Consider the following 16,610-nt stretch of genomic DNA (forward strand, 5'->3'; position numbering starts at 1 on the left):
GTTCCGGAAACAGTCGCAGTCGAGATCCGCAGAAAGGTCCGGTTTTCGCAGGTCGGAGGCGCCGAACAGTGGATCATCCAGGGCCGGATAAATCCTCGGAAGTTTCAGAAATTGCCCGGATCAGGAAGCCCACCCATGACCGCAGCGGCCGCCATTGCCCGGCGATCGCGCGGTAGTCGTCGTCCGTCGCGTCGGCCGGCAGGCCGTACGCCGAGCGGATCCGCGCCAGCAGCCGCGGCTCGCTCATGGTGAAGACGTCCGGGGCGCCCGCGCCGCGGATCAGGATGAGCGCCGCCGAGAACGCGCCGATGCCCGGCAGCCGGAGCAGCGTGGCGAGCGCCTCCCCGGCCGGCACCGCGCGCAGTGCCCGGGCGGTGAGGACGCCGTCGAGCGCGGCCGTCGCCAGGCCCCGGATCCGCTCCAGCTTCACCGGGTTCACCCCGGGCAGGCCCGGCGCCTCCAGCACCGCCCGCGGAGACGGGAAGGCGGTCAGCTCGCGGCCGTCGACGGCGATTCTGTCCCCGTACGCGAGAGCCGTCCGTTCCTTGATCGCCGCCGCCGTCCGCATCGAGCTGCGCTGGGTCAGCACCGCCCAGCACGCCGCCTCCCACGGCGTCCAGAAGCAGACCGGGCGCAGGCCGGGAGCCGCCCGCACGAGCGCCGCCACCCGCGGATCGCGCCGTGCGATCGCCTCGAGCGGCGTGCCGTCGGTGTCGAGCGAGAGGATGCGGGACACCTGGGCGGCGAGGTCCGGGGCGGCGCTGCCCGGCCCGGTCGCCTCGCCCTCGATCCGGGGCCCGGCCTGGGTCAGGCGTACGCCGACCGGCCGCCAGTCGTCGTCGGGGCAGAACGCGAACCTCAGCGCCGCGCCGTCCGGCGGGTTCCGCGCCGCCGGCCACTGTGCCAGGAAGTCGATCGAGCGGGCGAGGTCGAACGGCCCCCGCGCCTCGATGCTGAACCGGTGGTCGCCCATGTCGCCTCTCGTGGTGGTCCGGGAAGAGCGGTGGTCCGCCACGATCAGTGTGCGTGGTACCGGTGGACCACCGCGTGGCCCCTGCCCCGCGAGATCATCCACCGGTTGAGCGGCGTGGTGAGCAGGAATGCCACCACCAGCGAACCCGCCAGCGAGCCCCAGAAGAGCAGGCTGCCGAGGCCGGCGTCCATCGCGCCGGGCACCGCCACGATCACGGTGTTGTCCAGCACCTCCATCACGGCGATCGAGACCGTGTCGGCGGCCAGGGCGACCTTCAGCGCGGTGCGGAGGTCCACGCCGGCGCGCAGCACGCCGCGCATGGTCAGCGCGTAGCCGAAGACGAAGGCCAGGGTGACCGACAGGAGCACCGTGGCGGCGTTGTGCAGGCCGGCCGCCGTGCCGATGACCATGCCGAGGACCTCGCCGATGGCGCAGCCGGTGAGGCAGTGCAGGGTCGCGGTCGCGGCCGCCGCCCAGGTCGTCGTCCCGGTCGCGGAGGCCGGCGGGTGGTGGTGGGTGTGCGGTTCGTGGTCCATGGGAACCCTCCTCGAGTCCCCGTCAACATACCCCCAGGGGGTATCATTGCCAAGCGCGTCGATCACTTGCTTCCTTAAGTGCCGATCGCTACGGTTCGGTTAACTGTTGAAGTGATGCGAACGATCGTGGGGGGTACGTCCATGAATGTGGTGCTGTGGGTCGTCGCCGCGGTGCTGGCCGTCGCCTTCCTCGGCGCCGGCGTGATGAAGCTGGTGCAGCCGAAGGAGAAGCTCGCCGCCTCCGGCATGGGCTGGGCCGAAAGCTTCAGCCCCGGCACGATCAAGCTCATCGGCGCCCTCGAGGTGCTCGCCGCGATCGGGCTGATCCTGCCCGCGGCCCTGGACATCGCGCCGGTGCTCGTCCCGCTCGCCGCGCTCGGGCTGGTCCTGATCATGATCGGCGCGATCGTCACGCACGCCCGCCGCGGGGAGAACCAGGCGATCGGCGTCAACGTGGTGCTGCTCCTGCTCGTCGCCTTCGTGGCCTGGGGCCGCTTCGGGCCGTACGCGTTCTGAACGCGGGCGTCCGTTTTCTTCAAGACCGGCGGCCCGGGTGCTCCCTAGCATCCGGGTATGACCGACATCGCGAACGCGCAACGATTCCTGATGGCCGAGGCCCGGCTGCTCGAACGGCGCCTCTACCAGGTGTGCTTCTCGAACGGGGGAGCCGAGGCGGTAATCGATGCGGTGCGGGCGTACCGCAACCCGGACGGCGGCTTCGGGCACGGCCTGGAGCCCGACAAGCGCACCCCGGACAGCCTGCCCATCGACGTCGAGACCGCCTTCCAGGCCCTCGCCGCCGCCGGGGCCGCCGATCCCGCGCTGCTGGGCCCGGCCTGCGACTTCCTGGCGCGGGTCGCCGACGAGCGCGGGGCCGTGCCGCTCGCCTTTCCCGTCATCGAGGCGTACCCGCGGGCCGGGCACTGGTCGGAGTGGACGTACGAGCCCGGCCTCAACCCCACCGCGGGACTCGTCGGCCTGCTGTACCGGCTCGGGTTCGCGCACCCGTGGCGCGAGCGGGCCGCCGGCTACTGCTGGGACCGGCTGGAGGCGGGCGCCCTTCCGGAGGAGGTGCACGCCCTCGCCGAGACGCTCGTCTTCCTCGAGTACGCGCCCGACCGGGACCGCGCCGAGCGCCACGCCGCCGCGGTCCTCGAGCGGCTGGTCGCCTCGGAGATGTTCCACCTCGACCCGGCGGCCTCCGGCTACGGGCTGTCGCCGCTGGTGGTGGCCCCGGCCGCCGGGTCGCGGTGGCGCAGGCTGTTCACCGCGGAGCAGTTGGACGGCCACCTCGACCGCCTCGCCGCGGACCAGCAGCCGGACGGCGGCTGGCCGATCACCTGGGAGCCGCCGGGCGTCGCCGCGCGGCAGGAGTGGCGGGGCATCGTGACCCTCCAGGCGCTGCGCACGCTGCGGTCGTACGGGCGGGCCTGACGCCCCTGGTGCATAGTGATGTGTCGTGACCTCACCTCCGGCGCCCGCCTGCCCCACCACCACCCGGCTCTACGAGGGCGGCGGCGTGGTGGCCGAGGGGTTCGCCGTGGCGGACATCCCCGGGCTCCTGGACGAGCACCCGGACGCCGTGGTCTGGCTCGACCTGTTCGACCCGGACGAGAACGCCTTGCGGACCGTCGCCGCCCAGTTCGGGCTGCACCCGCTCGCCGTCGAGGACGCGGTGCACGACCACCAGCGGCCCAAGCTCGACCGCTATCCGGGCCACCTCTTCATGAACGTGTACGACGTGCGGGTCTCCGCCGACGGCCCGGTGCCGCACCTGCACAAGGTGGAGATCAGCGCCTTCCTCACCGGGCGGGCGCTGATCACCGTCCGCAAGTCGGCCGGCGACGTCTCCCGCCTGGCCCGGCGCTGGGACGCCGACGCCGAGCTGGCGCGGCACGGCGGCGTCGCCTTTCTCGTGTACGGCCTGCTCGACGTCGTCGTGGACGGGCAGTTCGCCGCCGCCCGCACCCTCGACGAGGCCATGGACCGGGCCGAGGACACGATGCTGGAGGAGGGCGGCGCCCCGCGCCCGGTCCGGATGTACGCCTTCGGCCTGCGCAAGTCCCTCGCCGCCCTGCGCCGGGCGGTGGCGCCCATGCCGGAGCTCATCGCCCAGGTACTGCGCCTGGAGGAGGGGCTCGTCGACGAGCACCTGGCGCCGTACTACCGGGACGTCGACGACCACGCCCGGCGGGCCGCGGAGACCATCGACCACGCCCTCGGCCGGATCAACGGCCTGCTGGAGGCCGACCTCACCGAGCAGAGCAACGCGCTCAACGACGTGACCCGCAAGCTCGCCGCGTGGGCCGCGATCATCGCCGTACCGACCGCGCTGACCGGCTTCTTCGGGCAGAACGTGCCGTACTGGGGCTACGAGCGGGTCTCCGGGTTCGTGGCCAGCCTGGTGCTGATGGTCGTCTCCGCGGGAGGGCTCTACATCTATCTGAAGCGGCGCGGCTGGCTCTGAGGACCTTGGTCGCCCGTACGTGTCGCGGAGCGGGACATTAGGGTGGGCCCGTGCGTGACATCGCCGTGTTCACCGGAAGTGCCCATCCCGCATTGGCGGCGGAGATCTGCGAGCACCTCGGGGTGCCGCTGATGCCGACGAAGACGTCGCGGTTCGCCAACGACTGCATCGAGGTGCAGCTCCAGGGCAACTGCCGCGAGCGGGACGTGTTCCTCATCCAGCCGCTGGTCCCGCCGGTCCAGGAGAACCTGGTCGAGCTGCTGTTCATGCTCGACGCCGCGCGCGGCGCCTCGGCCGGCCGGATCACCGTCGTCCTGCCGCACTACGCGTACGCCCGCAGCGACAAGAAGGACGCCCCCCGCATCTCCATCGGCGGGCGCCTGGTCGCCGACCTGTTGCAGACCGCGGGCGCCCACCGGATCCTCGCCATGACCCTGCACTCCCCGCAGGTGCACGGCTTCTTCAGCGTGCCGGTCGACCACCTGCACGCCCTGCGCGAGCTGGCCCACCACTTCCGCGGCTACGACCTGAGCAACACCGTGGTGGTCTCGCCGGATCTGGGCAACGCCAAGGAGGCCGCGGCCTTCGCGCGGATGCTCGGCATCGAGGTCGCGGCCGGTGCCAAGCAGCGCTATGCCGACGACAAGGTCGTGATCAGCTCGGTCATCGGCGAGGTCGCCGACCGCGACGTGATCATCCTGGACGACGAGATCGCCAAGGGCAGCACCGTGTTCGAGCTGCTCGGCCGGCTGCGGGAGCGCAACACGCGCAGCATCCGGGTCGCCTGCACGCACGGCCTGTTCGCCGCCGACGCGGTGCAGCGGCTCTCCGCGGAGAAGGACGTCGAGGAGATCGTCTGCACCAACACCGTGCCGATCCCGGCCGCGAACCGCACCGACAAGCTGACCGTGCTGTCGGTGGCGCCGGCCCTCGCCGAGGCGATGCGCCGGATCCACAACGGCGAGTCGGTGAGCGCCCTGTTCGCATGATCGACCGGGTGCTCACCGCGCTGCTGGCGATGCAGCGGCAGTCGTGGGAGCAGGGCGTCGCCGCGCAGGCCGCGCTCGACCTGGGCCGCGACGACCTGGCGGTGCTGCTGGCCGGGGCGGCCGTGACCCGGCAGGCGGCGGACGGGCGGCTCGGCGACGTGGACGGCGAGGCGGGCGCGGTCAACGGGGCCGCGTGCGGGGAGGCCGTGCTCGCGGCGTACGGGCGTACCGGAGACCCGGTCTTTGCCGACGCGGCCCGCCGGCAGCTCGCCTGGCTGGTGTCCGGCGCTCCCCGGGCCGCCGACGGCACGCTCTTCCACCTGCTCGGCGGCCGGGAGGTCTGGGCCGACACCGTCTACATGACCGTGCCGTTCCTGGCGCTGAGCGGGCGCGCCGACCTCGCCTGGCAGCAGGTCGAGGGGCACCGCTCCCGGCTCTGCCGCGACGGGCTGTACTCGGCGATCTGGTCGGAGGAGACCGGTGCGCCGCGCCGCGCCGCCCGCTGGGGAGGCGGCAACGGCTGGGTCGTCGCGGCGGTGGCCCGCACCCTGCGGCTGGTTCCGGACCTGCCCGGCCGCGACCGGCTCGCGGCGCACGGCCGCGAGGTGCTCGACGCGTGCCTCGCCCTGCGGCGCCCGGACGGGCTGTTCCACGACGTTCTGGACGACCCGGCGACGTTCCGGGAGACCAACGCCGCGCAGATGTTCGCCTACGCCGCACTGACCGGCGCGGCCGACGGCTGGCTGCCGCCGGATTACGCCGGCACCGGCCGGGATCTGCTCGCCGCCGCCGCCCGCGAAGTCGACGCGCACGGCGTGGTCCGCGGCGCGGCGGGCTCCCCGCACTTCGACCGGCCGGGCGCGTCCGCGGAGGCGCAGGCCTTCCACCTGCTGGCCACGGCCGCGGCCGGTCAGGGCACGGGTTCGAGCACGATGACCGGGATCTCCCGCTCGGTGTAGGTCGCGTAGGTCGCGTACGGCCGGTAGATCCCCACCGCCCGCTCCCACAGGCGGGCCCGTTCGGCGCCCTCGGCGACCCGCGGGCGGACCCGGCGCCGGCCGCCGCCCGGCAACTCGACCTCGGTCTGCGCCATCGCCATCAGGTTGTGGAACCACGCCGGATGCGCGTCCACGCCGCCCTTCGACGCCACGATCACCAGCCGCGGCGAGTCGTCGAGGTAGATCAGCGGACTGATCCGGGCCTGGCCCGACCGGCGGCCGACGTGGTGCAGCAGCAGCACGGGCGCCCCGCCGAAGTAGGAACCGCCCACCTTGCCGCCGGTCTTGTGGAACAGGAACGTGTTGAAGCGCGCGAGCTGGCGCTGGAGTTTCCAGTAGCGCGACGTCGCCGCGGGGGGTCTGGGCATGGCCGAAATTCTGTCACTCACTGACAACTGTCGTCAACTGACAAACGCCGAATACCGTACGCTCGCAGCATGGTGAACGGCGGCACGGACGGGCTGCGGGAGCGGAAGAAGCGACGGACGCGCGAGGCGCTGATCGACGCGGCCCACACGCTGTTCTGCGAGAAGGGCTTCGAGGCCACGACGATCGACGAGATCGCCGAGGCGGTGGAGGTCTCGCCGCGGACGTTCTTCCGGTACTTCACGTCGAAGGAGGACGTCGCCCTGTCGCTCGCCGACGAGCAGATCACGGCGGTCCTCGAGGCGTTCGCCGGGCAGCCGGCCGGCCTGCCGGTGCTGACCGCGATGCGCGCGGCGGCGGTCGGCGTCGTGCGGGCGTACGAGGCCGAGGCGCGCTTCGGCAGCCTGCAGCGGCTGATCTCGGTCAGCCCGGCGCTGGCGGCGGCGCGGGTGGAGCGGGGGGCCGCCCGGCTCGACGAGGTGGCGCGGCTGGTCGGCGCCCGGATGGGGGTCGATCCCGCCGCGGACCCCCGGCCGCACCTGGTGGCCTCGGTGCTGCTCTGCGCGGTGCAGCCGGCGGTCGTCGCCTGGCGGGCCGCCGGCCGCGAGGCGCCGGAGTCCGAGCTGACCGGGCAGGCGTTCGACCTGCTGGCCGCCGGCCTCGACTATCCGGCGGCCTCCGGCTGACCGGCCTGCTCCCGGGCCGGCTGCGGGCCGCAGAGGGTACGGATCGCGCCGAGCAGGGTCGAGCGGGTGAACGGCTTCTCCACCAGCATGCTGTTCGCGTCGAGATGCAGCTGTGGGCCCAGCGACGCCGCCGTGTAGCCGGACATGTAGAGGACCGGCAGGTCCGGGTGGTGCGTACGCAGCGCCGCGGCCAGCTCCGGCCCGGTCATCGCCGGCATCACGACGTCCGTGATCAGCAGGTCCGGCTGCGCGCCCGAGGCGACCTGGGTGACCGCCTGGAGCGCGTCCGTGGCGACCGTGATCTCGTAGCCGGCCGGCTCGATCAGGCGCTGCACCAGCTGGCCGACCTCCGGCTGGTCCTCGACGATGAGGACGCGGCCGATGACGGCCGGGGTGAGCTGCCGGTCGATGGACGGCGCCGGACGCTCCTCGGCGGCCGGCAGGTAGAGGTGCACGGTGGTGCCCATCCGGGGCTGGGACTCCAGCGTGATGTGGCCGCCGATGCCCTGCACGATGCCCGCCGCGGTGGCCAGGCCCAGGCCGGCCGCGGTGGGCCGGGTGGTGAAGAACGGCTCCAGCGCCCGGCGGCGGGTCTCGTCGGTCATGCCCACGCCGGTGTCCTGGATGACCATGTGCACGATCCGGCCGGCCGGCGCGCCCTCGGCGAGCTGCCCCGGCTCCACCATCTCGTTCGTGGCGGCCACCCGCAGCATGCCGCCGTGCAGCATCGCGTCGCGGGCGTTCGCCGCGAGGTTGACCAGCGCCTGCTCCAGCGGGCCGCGCTCCGCGCGTACCGGCCAGACGTCCGGGCCGAACGCCAGGTCCAGGCCGATCCGCTCGCCGAGCGTGCGGCTGAACAGGCTCTGCACGTCGGTGAGCAGGTCCGGGATGGGGATGATCTCCGGCCGGTTGCCTTCCGTACGCCCGAAGGCCAGCAGTTGATGGGTCAGGGTCCGCCCCTTGGCCACCGCGTCCAGGATGTCCTTGGCCATCTGATGCTGCGGGGCGTCCTCGGCGGTGGTGGTCGCGATCATGTCGGCGGAGCCGGCGACCACGGTCATCAGGTTGTTGAAGTCGTGCGAGATGCCGCCGATGAGCTGGCCCATGCTGTCGAGCCGGCGCAGGTGGTCGAGCTGGCGCTTGAGCCCCTTGGCGTCGATGTGGTCGGTGGTGTCGGTGACCATGCAGAGCACGCCCGCCGGCCGGCCGTGCTCGTCCTGCAGCGGCATCATGCTCATCCGCACGCTGCGCTGGGAACCGTCGGCGCGCAGCAGCTTGGCGGCGCCGACGGTGGAGCGGCCGGCCTTGCACTCGGTGAGGCGCCGGCTCAGCTCGGCCTGGCCGTGCTTGTCGAGGAAGCCGCGCAGCGACACCCCGACGAGCTGGGCGCGGGGCAGGCCGAGGACGACGCCGATGGGCTCGTTCGCGTACGTGGCGACGCCCTCGTCGTCGAGCTGCAGCACGCCCTCGGGGATGGTCTCCAGCACCCGGCGGTAGCGTTCCTCGCTGGCCCGCAGCCGTTCCATCGCCCGCGCGTGGGACAGCGCCAGGGACAGCTCGCCGGCGATGTCGCGGGCCAGCTCCACCTCGGCGGCGGAGTAGATCGCGCCGGGCAGGGCGCGGGTCAGCACCAGGTAGCCCGCGTACGTGTTGTCGACGATCACCGGGCACAGCACGGCCGCGTGCACCTCGGGGGCCGGGCCGCCCGGGTCGACGTACGCCGAGTGCCGGGGGCGGGGGAGTTCGGTCAGCGGCTCGCGGCCGTCGGCGGCGAGGACGATGGGACGCCGGCTGGCGGCGAGGCTGGTGGAGAAGTCGTCGTCGGGTAGTTCGCCGGCGCGGTCGAGCAGGTGGGCGTACGCCGGCGCCACCTGATCGTCGGCATGGTGGTACGTGATGGCGTCGTAGCGGCCGTCGTCGCGCAGCAACTGCACGCCCGCGCCGTCGCCGAGCATGTCCGCCGCGGCCCGGGCGGCGGTCGAGCGCACCTTGTCCGTGTCGTCGGCGTCGCGGCTGAGCGCCAGCGCCAGGTCGGCCAGTGCGTACCGGAGGGGATAAGCCATGACACCCATGTGGCCACTATCGGGGGAACGGCCCCGCGGTGCGGGCGGTTCGCCAGGAATGCAACCGAGTAACCGGCCCCGGTCCCGGCAGCCACTCCTGCAACATGCTGTTTTACCAGCTCAGCGGCGGTTCTACAGCGATGAACGACGGGCTGCCGTTTCCGTGACGGGTGGCGCGGGACACCTACCTCACGTGCGAACTCCGACGTGTGGGGTTGCGCATTGATACGGACAAACAGCATCATTCCGGTCGGCCGAGTCGGATGTCGCGGAATCGCGGCGGGCGGAAGGACACGACCACCGGTGGACAAGGATCTCACGAGCAGCGGCGCACGCCAGGATTCCGGCGGCGCGTCGACCCTCGATCTGAGCGGCCGCTGCGTCGGCAGCTCGTACATCCTCATCCGCCCCATCGGACAGGGCGCGACCGGGACGGTGTGGCGCGGCGTGGACCGGGCCTCCGGCGAGGCGGTCGCGGTCAAGCTGCTCCACGAGAGCCTGCTGCGCCAGCCGAAGCTGGTCACCCGCTTCGTGCAGGAGCGCACGATCCTGCTGATGCTGCGGCACCGCAACGTCGTACGGGTCCGCGACCTGTTCAGCGTCGGCGAGTCGCTCGGGCTGGTGATGGACCTCGTGCCCGGCGGAAGCCTGCGCGACTACCTGCGCGAGCATCACACCGTGGCGCCGGGCGAGGCGGCCCGGCTCGGCGCCCAGGTCGCCGCCGCGCTGGCCGAGGCGCACGAGCTCGGCATCGTGCACCGCGACCTCAAGCCGGACAACATCCTGCTGCACGGCGAGGACGGACGGCTCGACATCCGGCTCACCGACTTCGGCATCGCCCGGGTGCTGAACACGCCCAGCCTCACCACCACCGGCGCGGTCGTCGGCACCCCGCACTACATGGCGCCGGAGGCCTTCCACAGCTCCAGCATCACCCCCGCCGCCGACGTGTACGCCCTCGGCGTGCTGCTCTACGAGCTCGTGTCGGGGCGGCCGCCGTACGACAGCGACACGGTCAGCGACCTCATGCGGCTGCACCTGGAGGGCCGCCCCGAACGCCGGCCGGGAATCCCCGACGCGCTGTGGGAGCTCATCGCGAGCTGCCTCGAGCAGAAGCCCCGGCTGCGCCCGTCCGCCGGTGAGCTGGTTCTCGACCTCGGAGCCCTCGAACGCTCGCTCGCCGAGGCCCCCGCGCTCGCCGCCCCCGACCCGGCCCGGCCGGCGAAGCCGCGCGAGTCCCGGACGCCCGACCCGGAGCCCCCGGCGGTCCGCCCGGGGCCGCACCCGTCGCTGGCGAGCATGCGCAAGCTCTCCCCGCCCCGCCGCCGCAACCAGCCGGCGAGCTGGCGGTGGGCCCGGCCGTGGGCGATGATCGGCCTGGTCTGCTCGGCGATGCTGGCCTCCGGCGTGGCGACGACCGCGTGGCACCTGGCCCGCCCGGAGGCCGAGCCCGACACTGCCGGCGGTGCGCCCCTGACCCGGACGGGCATACCCGGGCCGGTGTCCTCCGCCGTCGCCTCCGCGGCGCCGTCGCCGTCGCGGGCGGCCCGCGACCACAAGGGTGGCGGCAATCCCGCCGCCGCGGCACTGCACGCCGGCTCCGCCGTCCGGGCGGTCGCGACCACGACTCCCCGCCCCCGCAAGGCGACCCCCACGAGGGAGCCGCTGGTGGAGAAGACGTACGGGCCGTGGGACTGCAACCGCCAGTTCACCATCAGCTATCCGAACCCGATGGCGGTGGAGCCCTGCCACCAGGTCGGCGCGAAGGTGCAGCTCGCCGCCACTCTCACCGCCCCGCGCGACGGTACGGCCACCCTCGCGCTGTCCCTGCGCGACGTGGACACCGGCCGTACGGTCCCGCAGCGGACGTGCACCGGCCTGACGTTCCGCGACGGCTCCCGGTCGCACGACTGCCGGGACACCGCGAGCCCGCGCGCCGGGCACCGCTACGAGCTGGTGATGTCGTGGCGCTTCACCAGCGACGGCAGGGTCCAGACGGGTGCCGCGAAGGGTCACCAGTTCGCGTTCTGAGCGGTAGGGTCCGAGCCATGCGCAGGATGGCGGCGGCCGGGCTGGCGATCGGCGCCGTCCTGCTGGGGCTCGGCGTGGTGCGGGCGCTGTCCGCGGAAGCGGCGGTGCCGCCGTACCACCCGTCGCGGCTGCGGAACATCGGCGACTCGGGGCAGGTCGTGGTCGTCACGGGCAACGCGCGCACGTCGTCGTACGCGACGCTGCGGACGTACCAGAAGAACAGCGGCGGAAGCTGGAGCCAGAAGTTCGCCGGCATGCCGGCGCGCAACGGGTACGCGGGCTGGGAGTGGGCCACCCGGCGGGTGCAGGACACCGGCACGACGCCGATGGGCACGTTCCGGATCACGTCGGCGTTCGGCCTCAAAGCCGATCCGGGCACCCGGGTGACGTACACGCACGCCGACAGCGGCGACTACTGGGTCGGCGACAACCGCGACCCGAAGACGTACAACCTGTTCCAGCCGTGGGCGTCCGGCACCCGCACGTGGCGCAAGGGCGAGTCCGAGCGGCTCGCCGACTACCCGAAGCAGTACGAGTACGCCGCCGTCATCGACTTCAACCGCCCGTGGGGTTCGACGATCCGCTGGGACGCCCCGCACTCGCAGTACGTGACCAGCAGGCCCGCGAACGTGCGGCGCGGCTCGGCCATCTTCCTGCACGTCAACGGCGCCGGATCGACCGCGGGCTGCGTCTCGCTGCGCCGCGCCGACCTGCTCGCCGTGCTCAGATGGCTCGACCCGGCGAAGACCCCGCGCATCGTGATGGCGCCGCTGGCGGACATCGGCCGGGTGTGAAATACGGTCGCGTCCGCCGGCGTTACCGCCTACCGTGATCGCCATGTTCGCGCCCGGTCCGCAGCTGCCCGCGGGGTTCTCCCTGCCGGTGGCTCCCGCGTGCGTGCTTCCCGGCGCCGATACCCGAAGCTGACCCTTCCCCGGTAGCGACAGAACCCAGGGGGAGGGTCGCTCGCCCCTGCGTGGGTTCTGACTTCCTTTCCGTCTCTCGCATCCAGTGAGGACACTCTCATGGCCAAGAACCAGTTCGTCCGTACGAAGCCACATCTCAACATCGGTACGATGGGTCATGTCGACCACGGCAAGACGACCCTGACCGCCGCCATCACGAAGGTCCTCGCCGACCGCGACCCGGCAACCAACCGGTACGTCGCGTTCGACGGGATCGACAAGGCCCCGGAGGAGCACGACCGCGGCATCACCATCAACATCGCCCACGTCGAGTACGAGACCGCCAACCGCCACTACGCCCACGTCGACATGCCCGGTCACGCCGACTACGTGAAGAACATGATCACGGGGGCGGCGCAGGTGGACGGCGCGATCCTCGTGGTCTCGGCCCAGGACGGCGCCATGCCGCAGACCCGCGAGCACGTGCTGCTCGCCCAGCGGGTCGGCGTGCCGTACCTGGTGGTGGCGCTCAACAAGAGCGACACCGTCGAGGACGAGGAGCTGCTCGACCTGGTGGAGCTGGAGGTCCGCGAGCTCGTCGGCGAGTACGGCTTCCCCGGCGACGAGGTGCCGGTGGTGCGTGTCAGCGCGCTGAAGGCCCTCGAGGGCGACCCGCGGTGGACGCGGTCGATCCTGGATCTGCTCGACGCGGTCGACGCGTACGTGCCGGTCCCGCCGCGCGAGCTGGGTGAGCCGTTCCTGATGCCGATCGAGAACGTGCTGACCATCAGCGGGCGCGGCACCGTGGTCACCGGCAAGATCGAGCGCGGCGTGCTGCGCGTCGGGGATCCGGTCGAGGTCGTCGGCCTCGGCCCGACCGTCGCCACGGTGGCGACCGGTCTCGAGACGTTCGGCAAGTCGCTGCCCACCGCGGAGGCGGGCGACAACGCCGCCGTCCTGCTCCGCGGCATCAAGCGCGACCAGGTGCAGCGCGGCCAGGTCGTGGCGCTGCCCGGCAGCGTCACCCCGCACCGGAGCTTCCGGGCGCGGATGTACGCCCTGACGAAGGAGGAGGGTGGCCGGCACACGCCGTTCGTGGCGAACTACCGGCCGCAGTTCTTCTTCCGCACCACGGACGTGTCCGGCGCGATCGACCTCGGTGACCTGCCGATGGTCATGCCGGGCGACACCGTGGAGCTGACCGTGCACCTCGGCAAGGAGGTCCCGATGGACGCCGGGCTGGGCTTCGCGGTCCGCGAGGGTGGCCGTACGGTCGCGGCCGGCACCGTGACCGAGCTGCTCGACTAGCTGTTGCGTCCACGGACGAGGGAAGGGGCCATCCGGTTCGGGTGGCCCCTTCCGCCGCGGTCAGGGCAGGACGGAGTTCAGGGCGGGCAGGTAGCCGTACTTGTAGCCGTTGCTCGTCGGGTGGAAGGAGTCGGTCGGCGGGATCAGGGTGAGGCCGTGCAGCCACGCGCTGGGCCCGCAGATGCCGTGGCCGGCGAACTCGTCGGTGACGTCCGACCAGATGAAGCCGGCCGCCTGGGAACGCGCCTTGATGACCTTGTTGAGTTCGGCGGCGCCCTTGTTGATCGACTTGCGCTTGGGGATGCTCATGCCGGCGAAGCCGCAGCTCGGGGCGGTCTCGTCGAACAGGATGGGGTAACCCAGGACGACCACCCTTGCGTTCGGAGCCTTGCCGCGGATCTCGCGGTACGTGGCGTCGAACGTGGCCGGCATCTCGTCCTCGAGCATCTCCAGCGCCTCGTCGACCTTGGCGGCGCAACCGCTGTCGCTGGAGAGCGTGCAGGTGATGATGGTCGAGGCGAAGCCCACGTCGTTGCCGCCGATGGTCACGGTCACCAGGTCGGTGCCCTGGTTCAGCGCCGACAGCTGCGAGGACCGCAGCGAGCCGGTGGTGGCGCCGCTGCAGGCGACCGAGCGGTACGTCGCCGGGTGGTTGGCCGCGTTCCAGAGGCCGGGGTAGGCGTTCGGGCTGCGCAGGCAGGTGCCGGACTGGCCGGGCGCGCCGACGCCGGAGGAGTAGGAATCGCCGAGGGCGACGTAGTCCCACTCGGACGCAGGGGTCGCGGCGGCGGCGGGGGCCGCGGTGGCGACGGTCAGCAGGATGGACGAGACGAGGCAGGCGAGAACGGTGGTACGTCTGCTCATCGGGGGTGGCCTCCGGATCCGCGAAGGGTGGGGGCCGAAGCGCTTCGGTTACCGAAGAGTAAGTCAAGGCTTCGGGGAAAGAAACACGGTGACATTCCTGTTACCTCGTAGTAACATGCATCGATGTGACCTGCATGAATGTCATGCAGTGATCAATCGTGTTCGTATCGCTACGAGCTTTCACCGGCGCCACAGCCGATCTTCAGCGTGTCCTCAGTTCGGCGGATTAGCGTCGGGACATGGATGAGCAGAGGGCTCGCCGGGTCGTCGAGACCCTGCGCGGGCGCAACGTCTTCGCGCACGTGAAGCTCCCGCACGCCGGCATCACCCAGTACGGCATCCGCGTCGTGCTGCCGGACGGCCGCGAGGCGATCTGGGACAACGACGGCACCGCGGGGCTCGAGGCGCAGATCATGCGCAACGGGGTGCTGGTCGGCTTCGTCCCCTCGATCCCCGGCTCGGAGGGCTTCGCCGACGAGCAGATCATCGAGGCGATCGCCCGCGCCGACTACGACCAGCCGATCGGCCGGTCCCGCCCGGTGGCGAACCGGCGGCCCGCCCCGGTGGCCCCGCGCCCGGCCGGCCTCGCCGAACGCCTCCGCCGCACCTTCCGCGACTGACCGGCGCCGCCCGCCGGGGCGGCGGGGGCGGACGGACACCTACCGACGCCACCACGCCGTCCGCCGCCGGGGAGCGGGCGTTCAGGACGGCAGGCCACGCACGCCCGGCGGGCCGTGGGGGAGCCGTCGGCCGGGTCGGCGGCGGGGCTGGGTGGCGGCGGGGCTGGGTGGCGGGTGGTCAGGGGCGTGGGGGCAGGGGGATGCGCAGGCTCACCGCTCCGCGCAGGTCGAGCCAGGCCTGCTCCGGGCCGCGGACCAGGCGGATGATCACGTCCTCGCAGGACGGGCAGCGGGCCACCAGGCCGGGGGACGGGCCCCACAGCCGCAGGGCCGCGACCGGGCTCGGGTGGCCGCAGCCGGCGCAGGTCGCCACCGCCCCGGTCAGGTCGACGGCGAAGATCTCGCCGAGGTCTCCGCCCATCGCGTTGCCGTCGATCTCGAAGCCGGACGTCATGGCGTACCCCCGAACCGTTCGGTCCTGATCTTCTTCGGGTCGTGGCCCAGCGCGACGAGGATGTCCGCGGACGCCTCGACGAACGCGGTGGGGCCGCAGACGAAGACGTCCGGCGCGAAGTCCGGCGGCCAGCCGTGGGTGTTCAGCGTGGCCACCCCCAGCCGGGCCGGCGGATCCGGCCAGCCGTCGGGCGTCTTGCGGGTGTAGACGTGGTGGACGTCCAGGCCCGGGTCGTCGCGGACCCGGCGGGCCAGCTCGGCGCCGTAGAGGGCGTCCTGCGGGGTGCGTACGGAGTGGACGAGGCGGAACGGCTGGCGGCCACGGAGGTCGCCGCGCGCCCGGATCATCGCCATCAGCGGGACGAGGCCCGAGCCGCCGGCCACGAGCAGCACCGGCGGCGGGGCGGCACGCCAGACGAACCAGCCGCCGACCGGGCCGCGGAGCTCCAGCTGCTGCCCCGGCTCCAGCACGTCGGTGAGGTACGACGACACCTCGCCGTCCTCGACCCGCTGGACGGTGAGCTCCACCTTCGCGCCGTCGCGCCACGCCGAGGCGATCGAGTAGCTGCGCTGGGCCGAGTAGCCGTCCGGGGCGGTGAGGCGTACGTCGACGTGCTGGCCGGGCAGGTGGCCGGGCCACTGCGGCACGTCGAGCACCAGGGTGCGCGCGGACGGCGTCTCCCACCGGGCCTCCGCCACGGTGGCCGCCCGCCAGGTCAGTCGCCCTGGTAGCGCTGTTCGCGCCATGGGTCCCCGTACAAGTGGTAGCCGGCCTCTTCCCAGAAGCCGGGCTCGTCCTGCGGGAGCATCTGGATGCCGTTGACCCACTTCGCGGACTTCCAGAAGTAGAGGTGCGGCACCACGAGCCGGGCCGGGCCGCCGTGCTCCGGGTGCAGCGGCTCACCCTCGAAGGTGTGCGCGATCCAGGCCTTGCCGTCGAGCAGATCCTCCAGCGGGACGTTCGTGGTGTAGCCGCCGTAGCCGTGCACCATGGTGAAGTCGGCGGCCGACTCGACGTTCTCGAACAGGGTGTCGAGCGAGACGCCACGCCAGGTGGTGCCCAACTTGGACCATTTCGTCACGCAGTGGATGTCGACCGTGAAGTCCTCCTGCGGCAGCGCCTGGAACTCGTCCCACGACCAGCTCGTGCGCCCACCGGTCTCGTCGGAGATGGTGAACGTCCAGCGGTCGAGCGGGATGCGCGGCGTCGGCCCGGCGGACAGCACCGGGAAGTCCTCGGTGAGGTACTGCCCGGGCGGCAGGTCGGGCCGCGACGAGCGGCGCCGCCCGCCGAACCCGGGGGAGATGATGCTCATGCCGAGCAGTAAACCCCACGATCAGGCCGGGCGAC

The 16,610-nt window shown here is 72.6% G+C and carries 18 protein-coding genes; 10 read left to right on the forward strand and 8 right to left on the reverse strand.

Annotated elements, in window-relative coordinates; translation table 11 throughout:
- Positions 1-73: 73 nt before the first annotated feature.
- Positions 74-973 (reverse strand): DNA-3-methyladenine glycosylase family protein, encoded by a 900-nt coding sequence (locus CLV70_RS28270; protein ID WP_106129636.1) that lies wholly within the window; start codon positions 971-973, stop codon positions 74-76.
- A 44-nt stretch (positions 974-1,017) separates the two neighbouring features.
- Entirely contained in the window at positions 1,018-1,509 is a 492-nt protein-coding gene (locus CLV70_RS28275) for a DUF4396 domain-containing protein (RefSeq protein WP_106129637.1), read from the reverse strand.
- Between the two features lie 141 nt (positions 1,510-1,650).
- Here CLV70_RS28275 and CLV70_RS28280 point away from each other — a divergent pair, with 141 nt between their 5' ends.
- The 5 genes from CLV70_RS28280 to CLV70_RS28300 are packed head-to-tail and all read left to right on the forward strand — an operon-like array spanning position 1,651 to position 5,924.
- Positions 1,651-2,025: a DoxX family protein gene (locus CLV70_RS28280; protein ID WP_106129638.1), complete on the forward strand. Its 375-nt coding sequence runs from the start codon at positions 1,651-1,653 to the stop codon at positions 2,023-2,025.
- A gap of 57 nt (positions 2,026-2,082) precedes the next feature.
- Positions 2,083-2,943: a hypothetical protein gene (locus CLV70_RS28285; RefSeq protein ID WP_106129639.1), complete on the forward strand. Its 861-nt coding sequence runs from the start codon at positions 2,083-2,085 to the stop codon at positions 2,941-2,943.
- A 25-nt stretch (positions 2,944-2,968) separates the two neighbouring features.
- A complete protein-coding gene (locus CLV70_RS28290; protein WP_106129640.1) occupies positions 2,969-3,976 on the forward strand; it encodes a magnesium transporter CorA family protein in 1,008 nt (335 codons plus the stop codon).
- A 50-nt stretch (positions 3,977-4,026) separates the two neighbouring features.
- Complete coding sequence (locus CLV70_RS28295) at positions 4,027-4,965, forward strand: ribose-phosphate diphosphokinase (RefSeq protein ID WP_106129641.1); 939 nt, start codon at positions 4,027-4,029, stop codon at positions 4,963-4,965.
- Positions 4,962-5,924, forward strand: coding sequence for a glycoside hydrolase family 88 protein (locus CLV70_RS28300; RefSeq protein WP_106129642.1), 963 nt, complete (start codon positions 4,962-4,964; stop codon positions 5,922-5,924). Before CLV70_RS28295 ends, CLV70_RS28300 begins: the two co-directional genes overlap by 4 nt.
- On the opposite strand, the gene CLV70_RS28305 is transcribed toward CLV70_RS28300, so the two are convergent.
- Positions 5,876-6,331 carry a nitroreductase/quinone reductase family protein gene (locus CLV70_RS28305; protein ID WP_106129643.1) on the reverse strand — a complete coding sequence of 152 codons (456 nt, stop codon included), beginning with the start codon at positions 6,329-6,331 and terminating at the stop codon, positions 5,876-5,878. The genes CLV70_RS28300 and CLV70_RS28305 overlap by 49 nt on opposite strands.
- Positions 6,332-6,400: 69 nt before the next feature.
- Between CLV70_RS28305 and CLV70_RS28310 the strand changes: the two genes are divergently transcribed.
- Positions 6,401-7,015, forward strand: coding sequence for a TetR family transcriptional regulator (locus CLV70_RS28310; protein ID WP_106129644.1), 615 nt, complete (start codon positions 6,401-6,403; stop codon positions 7,013-7,015).
- Here CLV70_RS28310 and CLV70_RS28315 read toward each other — a convergent pair.
- Positions 6,994-9,087: a hybrid sensor histidine kinase/response regulator gene (locus CLV70_RS28315; RefSeq protein WP_106129645.1), complete on the reverse strand. Its 2,094-nt coding sequence runs from the start codon at positions 9,085-9,087 to the stop codon at positions 6,994-6,996. The two genes, CLV70_RS28310 and CLV70_RS28315, sit on opposite strands and share 22 nt — an antisense overlap.
- 294 nt (positions 9,088-9,381) lie before the next feature.
- On the opposite strand from CLV70_RS28315, the gene CLV70_RS41815 reads away from it, so the two are divergent.
- The 3 genes from CLV70_RS41815 (at position 9,382) to tuf (ending at position 13,322) form a co-directional block, all read left to right on the forward strand.
- A complete protein-coding gene (locus CLV70_RS41815; RefSeq protein ID WP_281260496.1) occupies positions 9,382-11,109 on the forward strand; it encodes a serine/threonine-protein kinase in 1,728 nt (575 codons plus the stop codon).
- 17 nt (positions 11,110-11,126) lie between these two features.
- Entirely contained in the window at positions 11,127-11,903 is a 777-nt protein-coding gene (locus CLV70_RS28325) for a L,D-transpeptidase family protein (protein WP_106129646.1), read from the forward strand.
- Positions 11,904-12,134: 231 nt separating this feature from the next.
- Entirely contained in the window at positions 12,135-13,322 is a 1,188-nt protein-coding gene (tuf, locus tag CLV70_RS28330) for an elongation factor Tu (RefSeq protein WP_106129647.1), read from the forward strand.
- Between the two features lie 60 nt (positions 13,323-13,382).
- Here tuf and CLV70_RS28335 read toward each other — a convergent pair whose 3' ends face one another.
- Positions 13,383-14,186, reverse strand: a complete 804-nt coding sequence (locus CLV70_RS28335) for an SGNH/GDSL hydrolase family protein (protein WP_106129648.1) — start codon at positions 14,184-14,186, stop codon at positions 13,383-13,385.
- Between the two features lie 239 nt (positions 14,187-14,425).
- Between CLV70_RS28335 and CLV70_RS28340 the strand changes: the two genes are divergently transcribed.
- Positions 14,426-14,806, forward strand: coding sequence for a hypothetical protein (locus CLV70_RS28340; protein WP_106129649.1), 381 nt, complete (start codon positions 14,426-14,428; stop codon positions 14,804-14,806).
- 178 nt (positions 14,807-14,984) lie between these two features.
- On the opposite strand, the gene CLV70_RS28345 is transcribed toward CLV70_RS28340, so the two are convergent.
- From CLV70_RS28345 to CLV70_RS28355, 3 genes are read right to left on the reverse strand one after another with little or no spacing between them, the layout of a single operon-like run.
- The gene (locus CLV70_RS28345) at positions 14,985-15,260 is read right to left on the reverse strand and encodes a DUF6510 family protein (RefSeq protein ID WP_106129650.1); all 276 of its coding nucleotides are present in this window, start codon (positions 15,258-15,260) and stop codon (positions 14,985-14,987) included.
- Positions 15,257-16,006: a ferredoxin reductase gene (locus CLV70_RS28350; protein ID WP_106129651.1), complete on the reverse strand. Its 750-nt coding sequence runs from the start codon at positions 16,004-16,006 to the stop codon at positions 15,257-15,259. The genes CLV70_RS28345 and CLV70_RS28350 overlap by 4 nt, the downstream gene beginning before the upstream one ends.
- Positions 15,976-16,575, reverse strand: coding sequence for a sulfite oxidase-like oxidoreductase (locus CLV70_RS28355; RefSeq protein WP_106129652.1), 600 nt, complete (start codon positions 16,573-16,575; stop codon positions 15,976-15,978). The genes CLV70_RS28350 and CLV70_RS28355 overlap by 31 nt, the downstream gene beginning before the upstream one ends.
- Positions 16,576-16,610 lie beyond the last annotated feature (35 nt).

It is taken from the genome of Pseudosporangium ferrugineum (assembly GCF_003002065.1).
Taxonomy (GTDB): domain Bacteria; phylum Actinomycetota; class Actinomycetes; order Mycobacteriales; family Micromonosporaceae; genus Actinoplanes; species Actinoplanes ferrugineus_A.

Bases quoted from the DNA above. Each gene is read 5' to 3' on its own strand.
- CLV70_RS28270 (WP_106129636.1), bottom strand. From the start codon at position 973: ATGGGCGACCACCGGTTCAGCATCGAGGCGCGGGGGCCGTTCGACCTC.
- CLV70_RS28275 (WP_106129637.1), bottom strand. From the start codon at position 1,509: ATGGACCACGAACCGCACACCCACCACCACCCGCCGGCCTCCGCGACC.
- CLV70_RS28280 (WP_106129638.1), top strand. From the start codon at position 1,651: ATGAATGTGGTGCTGTGGGTCGTCGCCGCGGTGCTGGCCGTCGCCTTC.
- CLV70_RS28285 (WP_106129639.1), top strand. From the start codon at position 2,083: ATGACCGACATCGCGAACGCGCAACGATTCCTGATGGCCGAGGCCCGG.
- CLV70_RS28300 (WP_106129642.1), top strand. From the start codon at position 4,962: ATGATCGACCGGGTGCTCACCGCGCTGCTGGCGATGCAGCGGCAGTCG.
- CLV70_RS28305 (WP_106129643.1), bottom strand. From the start codon at position 6,331: ATGCCCAGACCCCCCGCGGCGACGTCGCGCTACTGGAAACTCCAGCGC.
- CLV70_RS28310 (WP_106129644.1), top strand. From the start codon at position 6,401: ATGGTGAACGGCGGCACGGACGGGCTGCGGGAGCGGAAGAAGCGACGG.
- CLV70_RS28315 (WP_106129645.1), bottom strand. From the start codon at position 9,087: ATGGGTGTCATGGCTTATCCCCTCCGGTACGCACTGGCCGACCTGGCG.
- CLV70_RS28325 (WP_106129646.1), top strand. From the start codon at position 11,127: ATGCGCAGGATGGCGGCGGCCGGGCTGGCGATCGGCGCCGTCCTGCTG.
- tuf (WP_106129647.1), top strand. From the start codon at position 12,135: ATGGCCAAGAACCAGTTCGTCCGTACGAAGCCACATCTCAACATCGGT.
- CLV70_RS28335 (WP_106129648.1), bottom strand. From the start codon at position 14,186: ATGAGCAGACGTACCACCGTTCTCGCCTGCCTCGTCTCGTCCATCCTG.
- CLV70_RS28340 (WP_106129649.1), top strand. From the start codon at position 14,426: ATGGATGAGCAGAGGGCTCGCCGGGTCGTCGAGACCCTGCGCGGGCGC.
- CLV70_RS28345 (WP_106129650.1), bottom strand. From the start codon at position 15,260: ATGACGTCCGGCTTCGAGATCGACGGCAACGCGATGGGCGGAGACCTC.
- CLV70_RS28350 (WP_106129651.1), bottom strand. From the start codon at position 16,006: ATGGCGCGAACAGCGCTACCAGGGCGACTGACCTGGCGGGCGGCCACC.
- CLV70_RS28355 (WP_106129652.1), bottom strand. From the start codon at position 16,575: ATGAGCATCATCTCCCCCGGGTTCGGCGGGCGGCGCCGCTCGTCGCGG.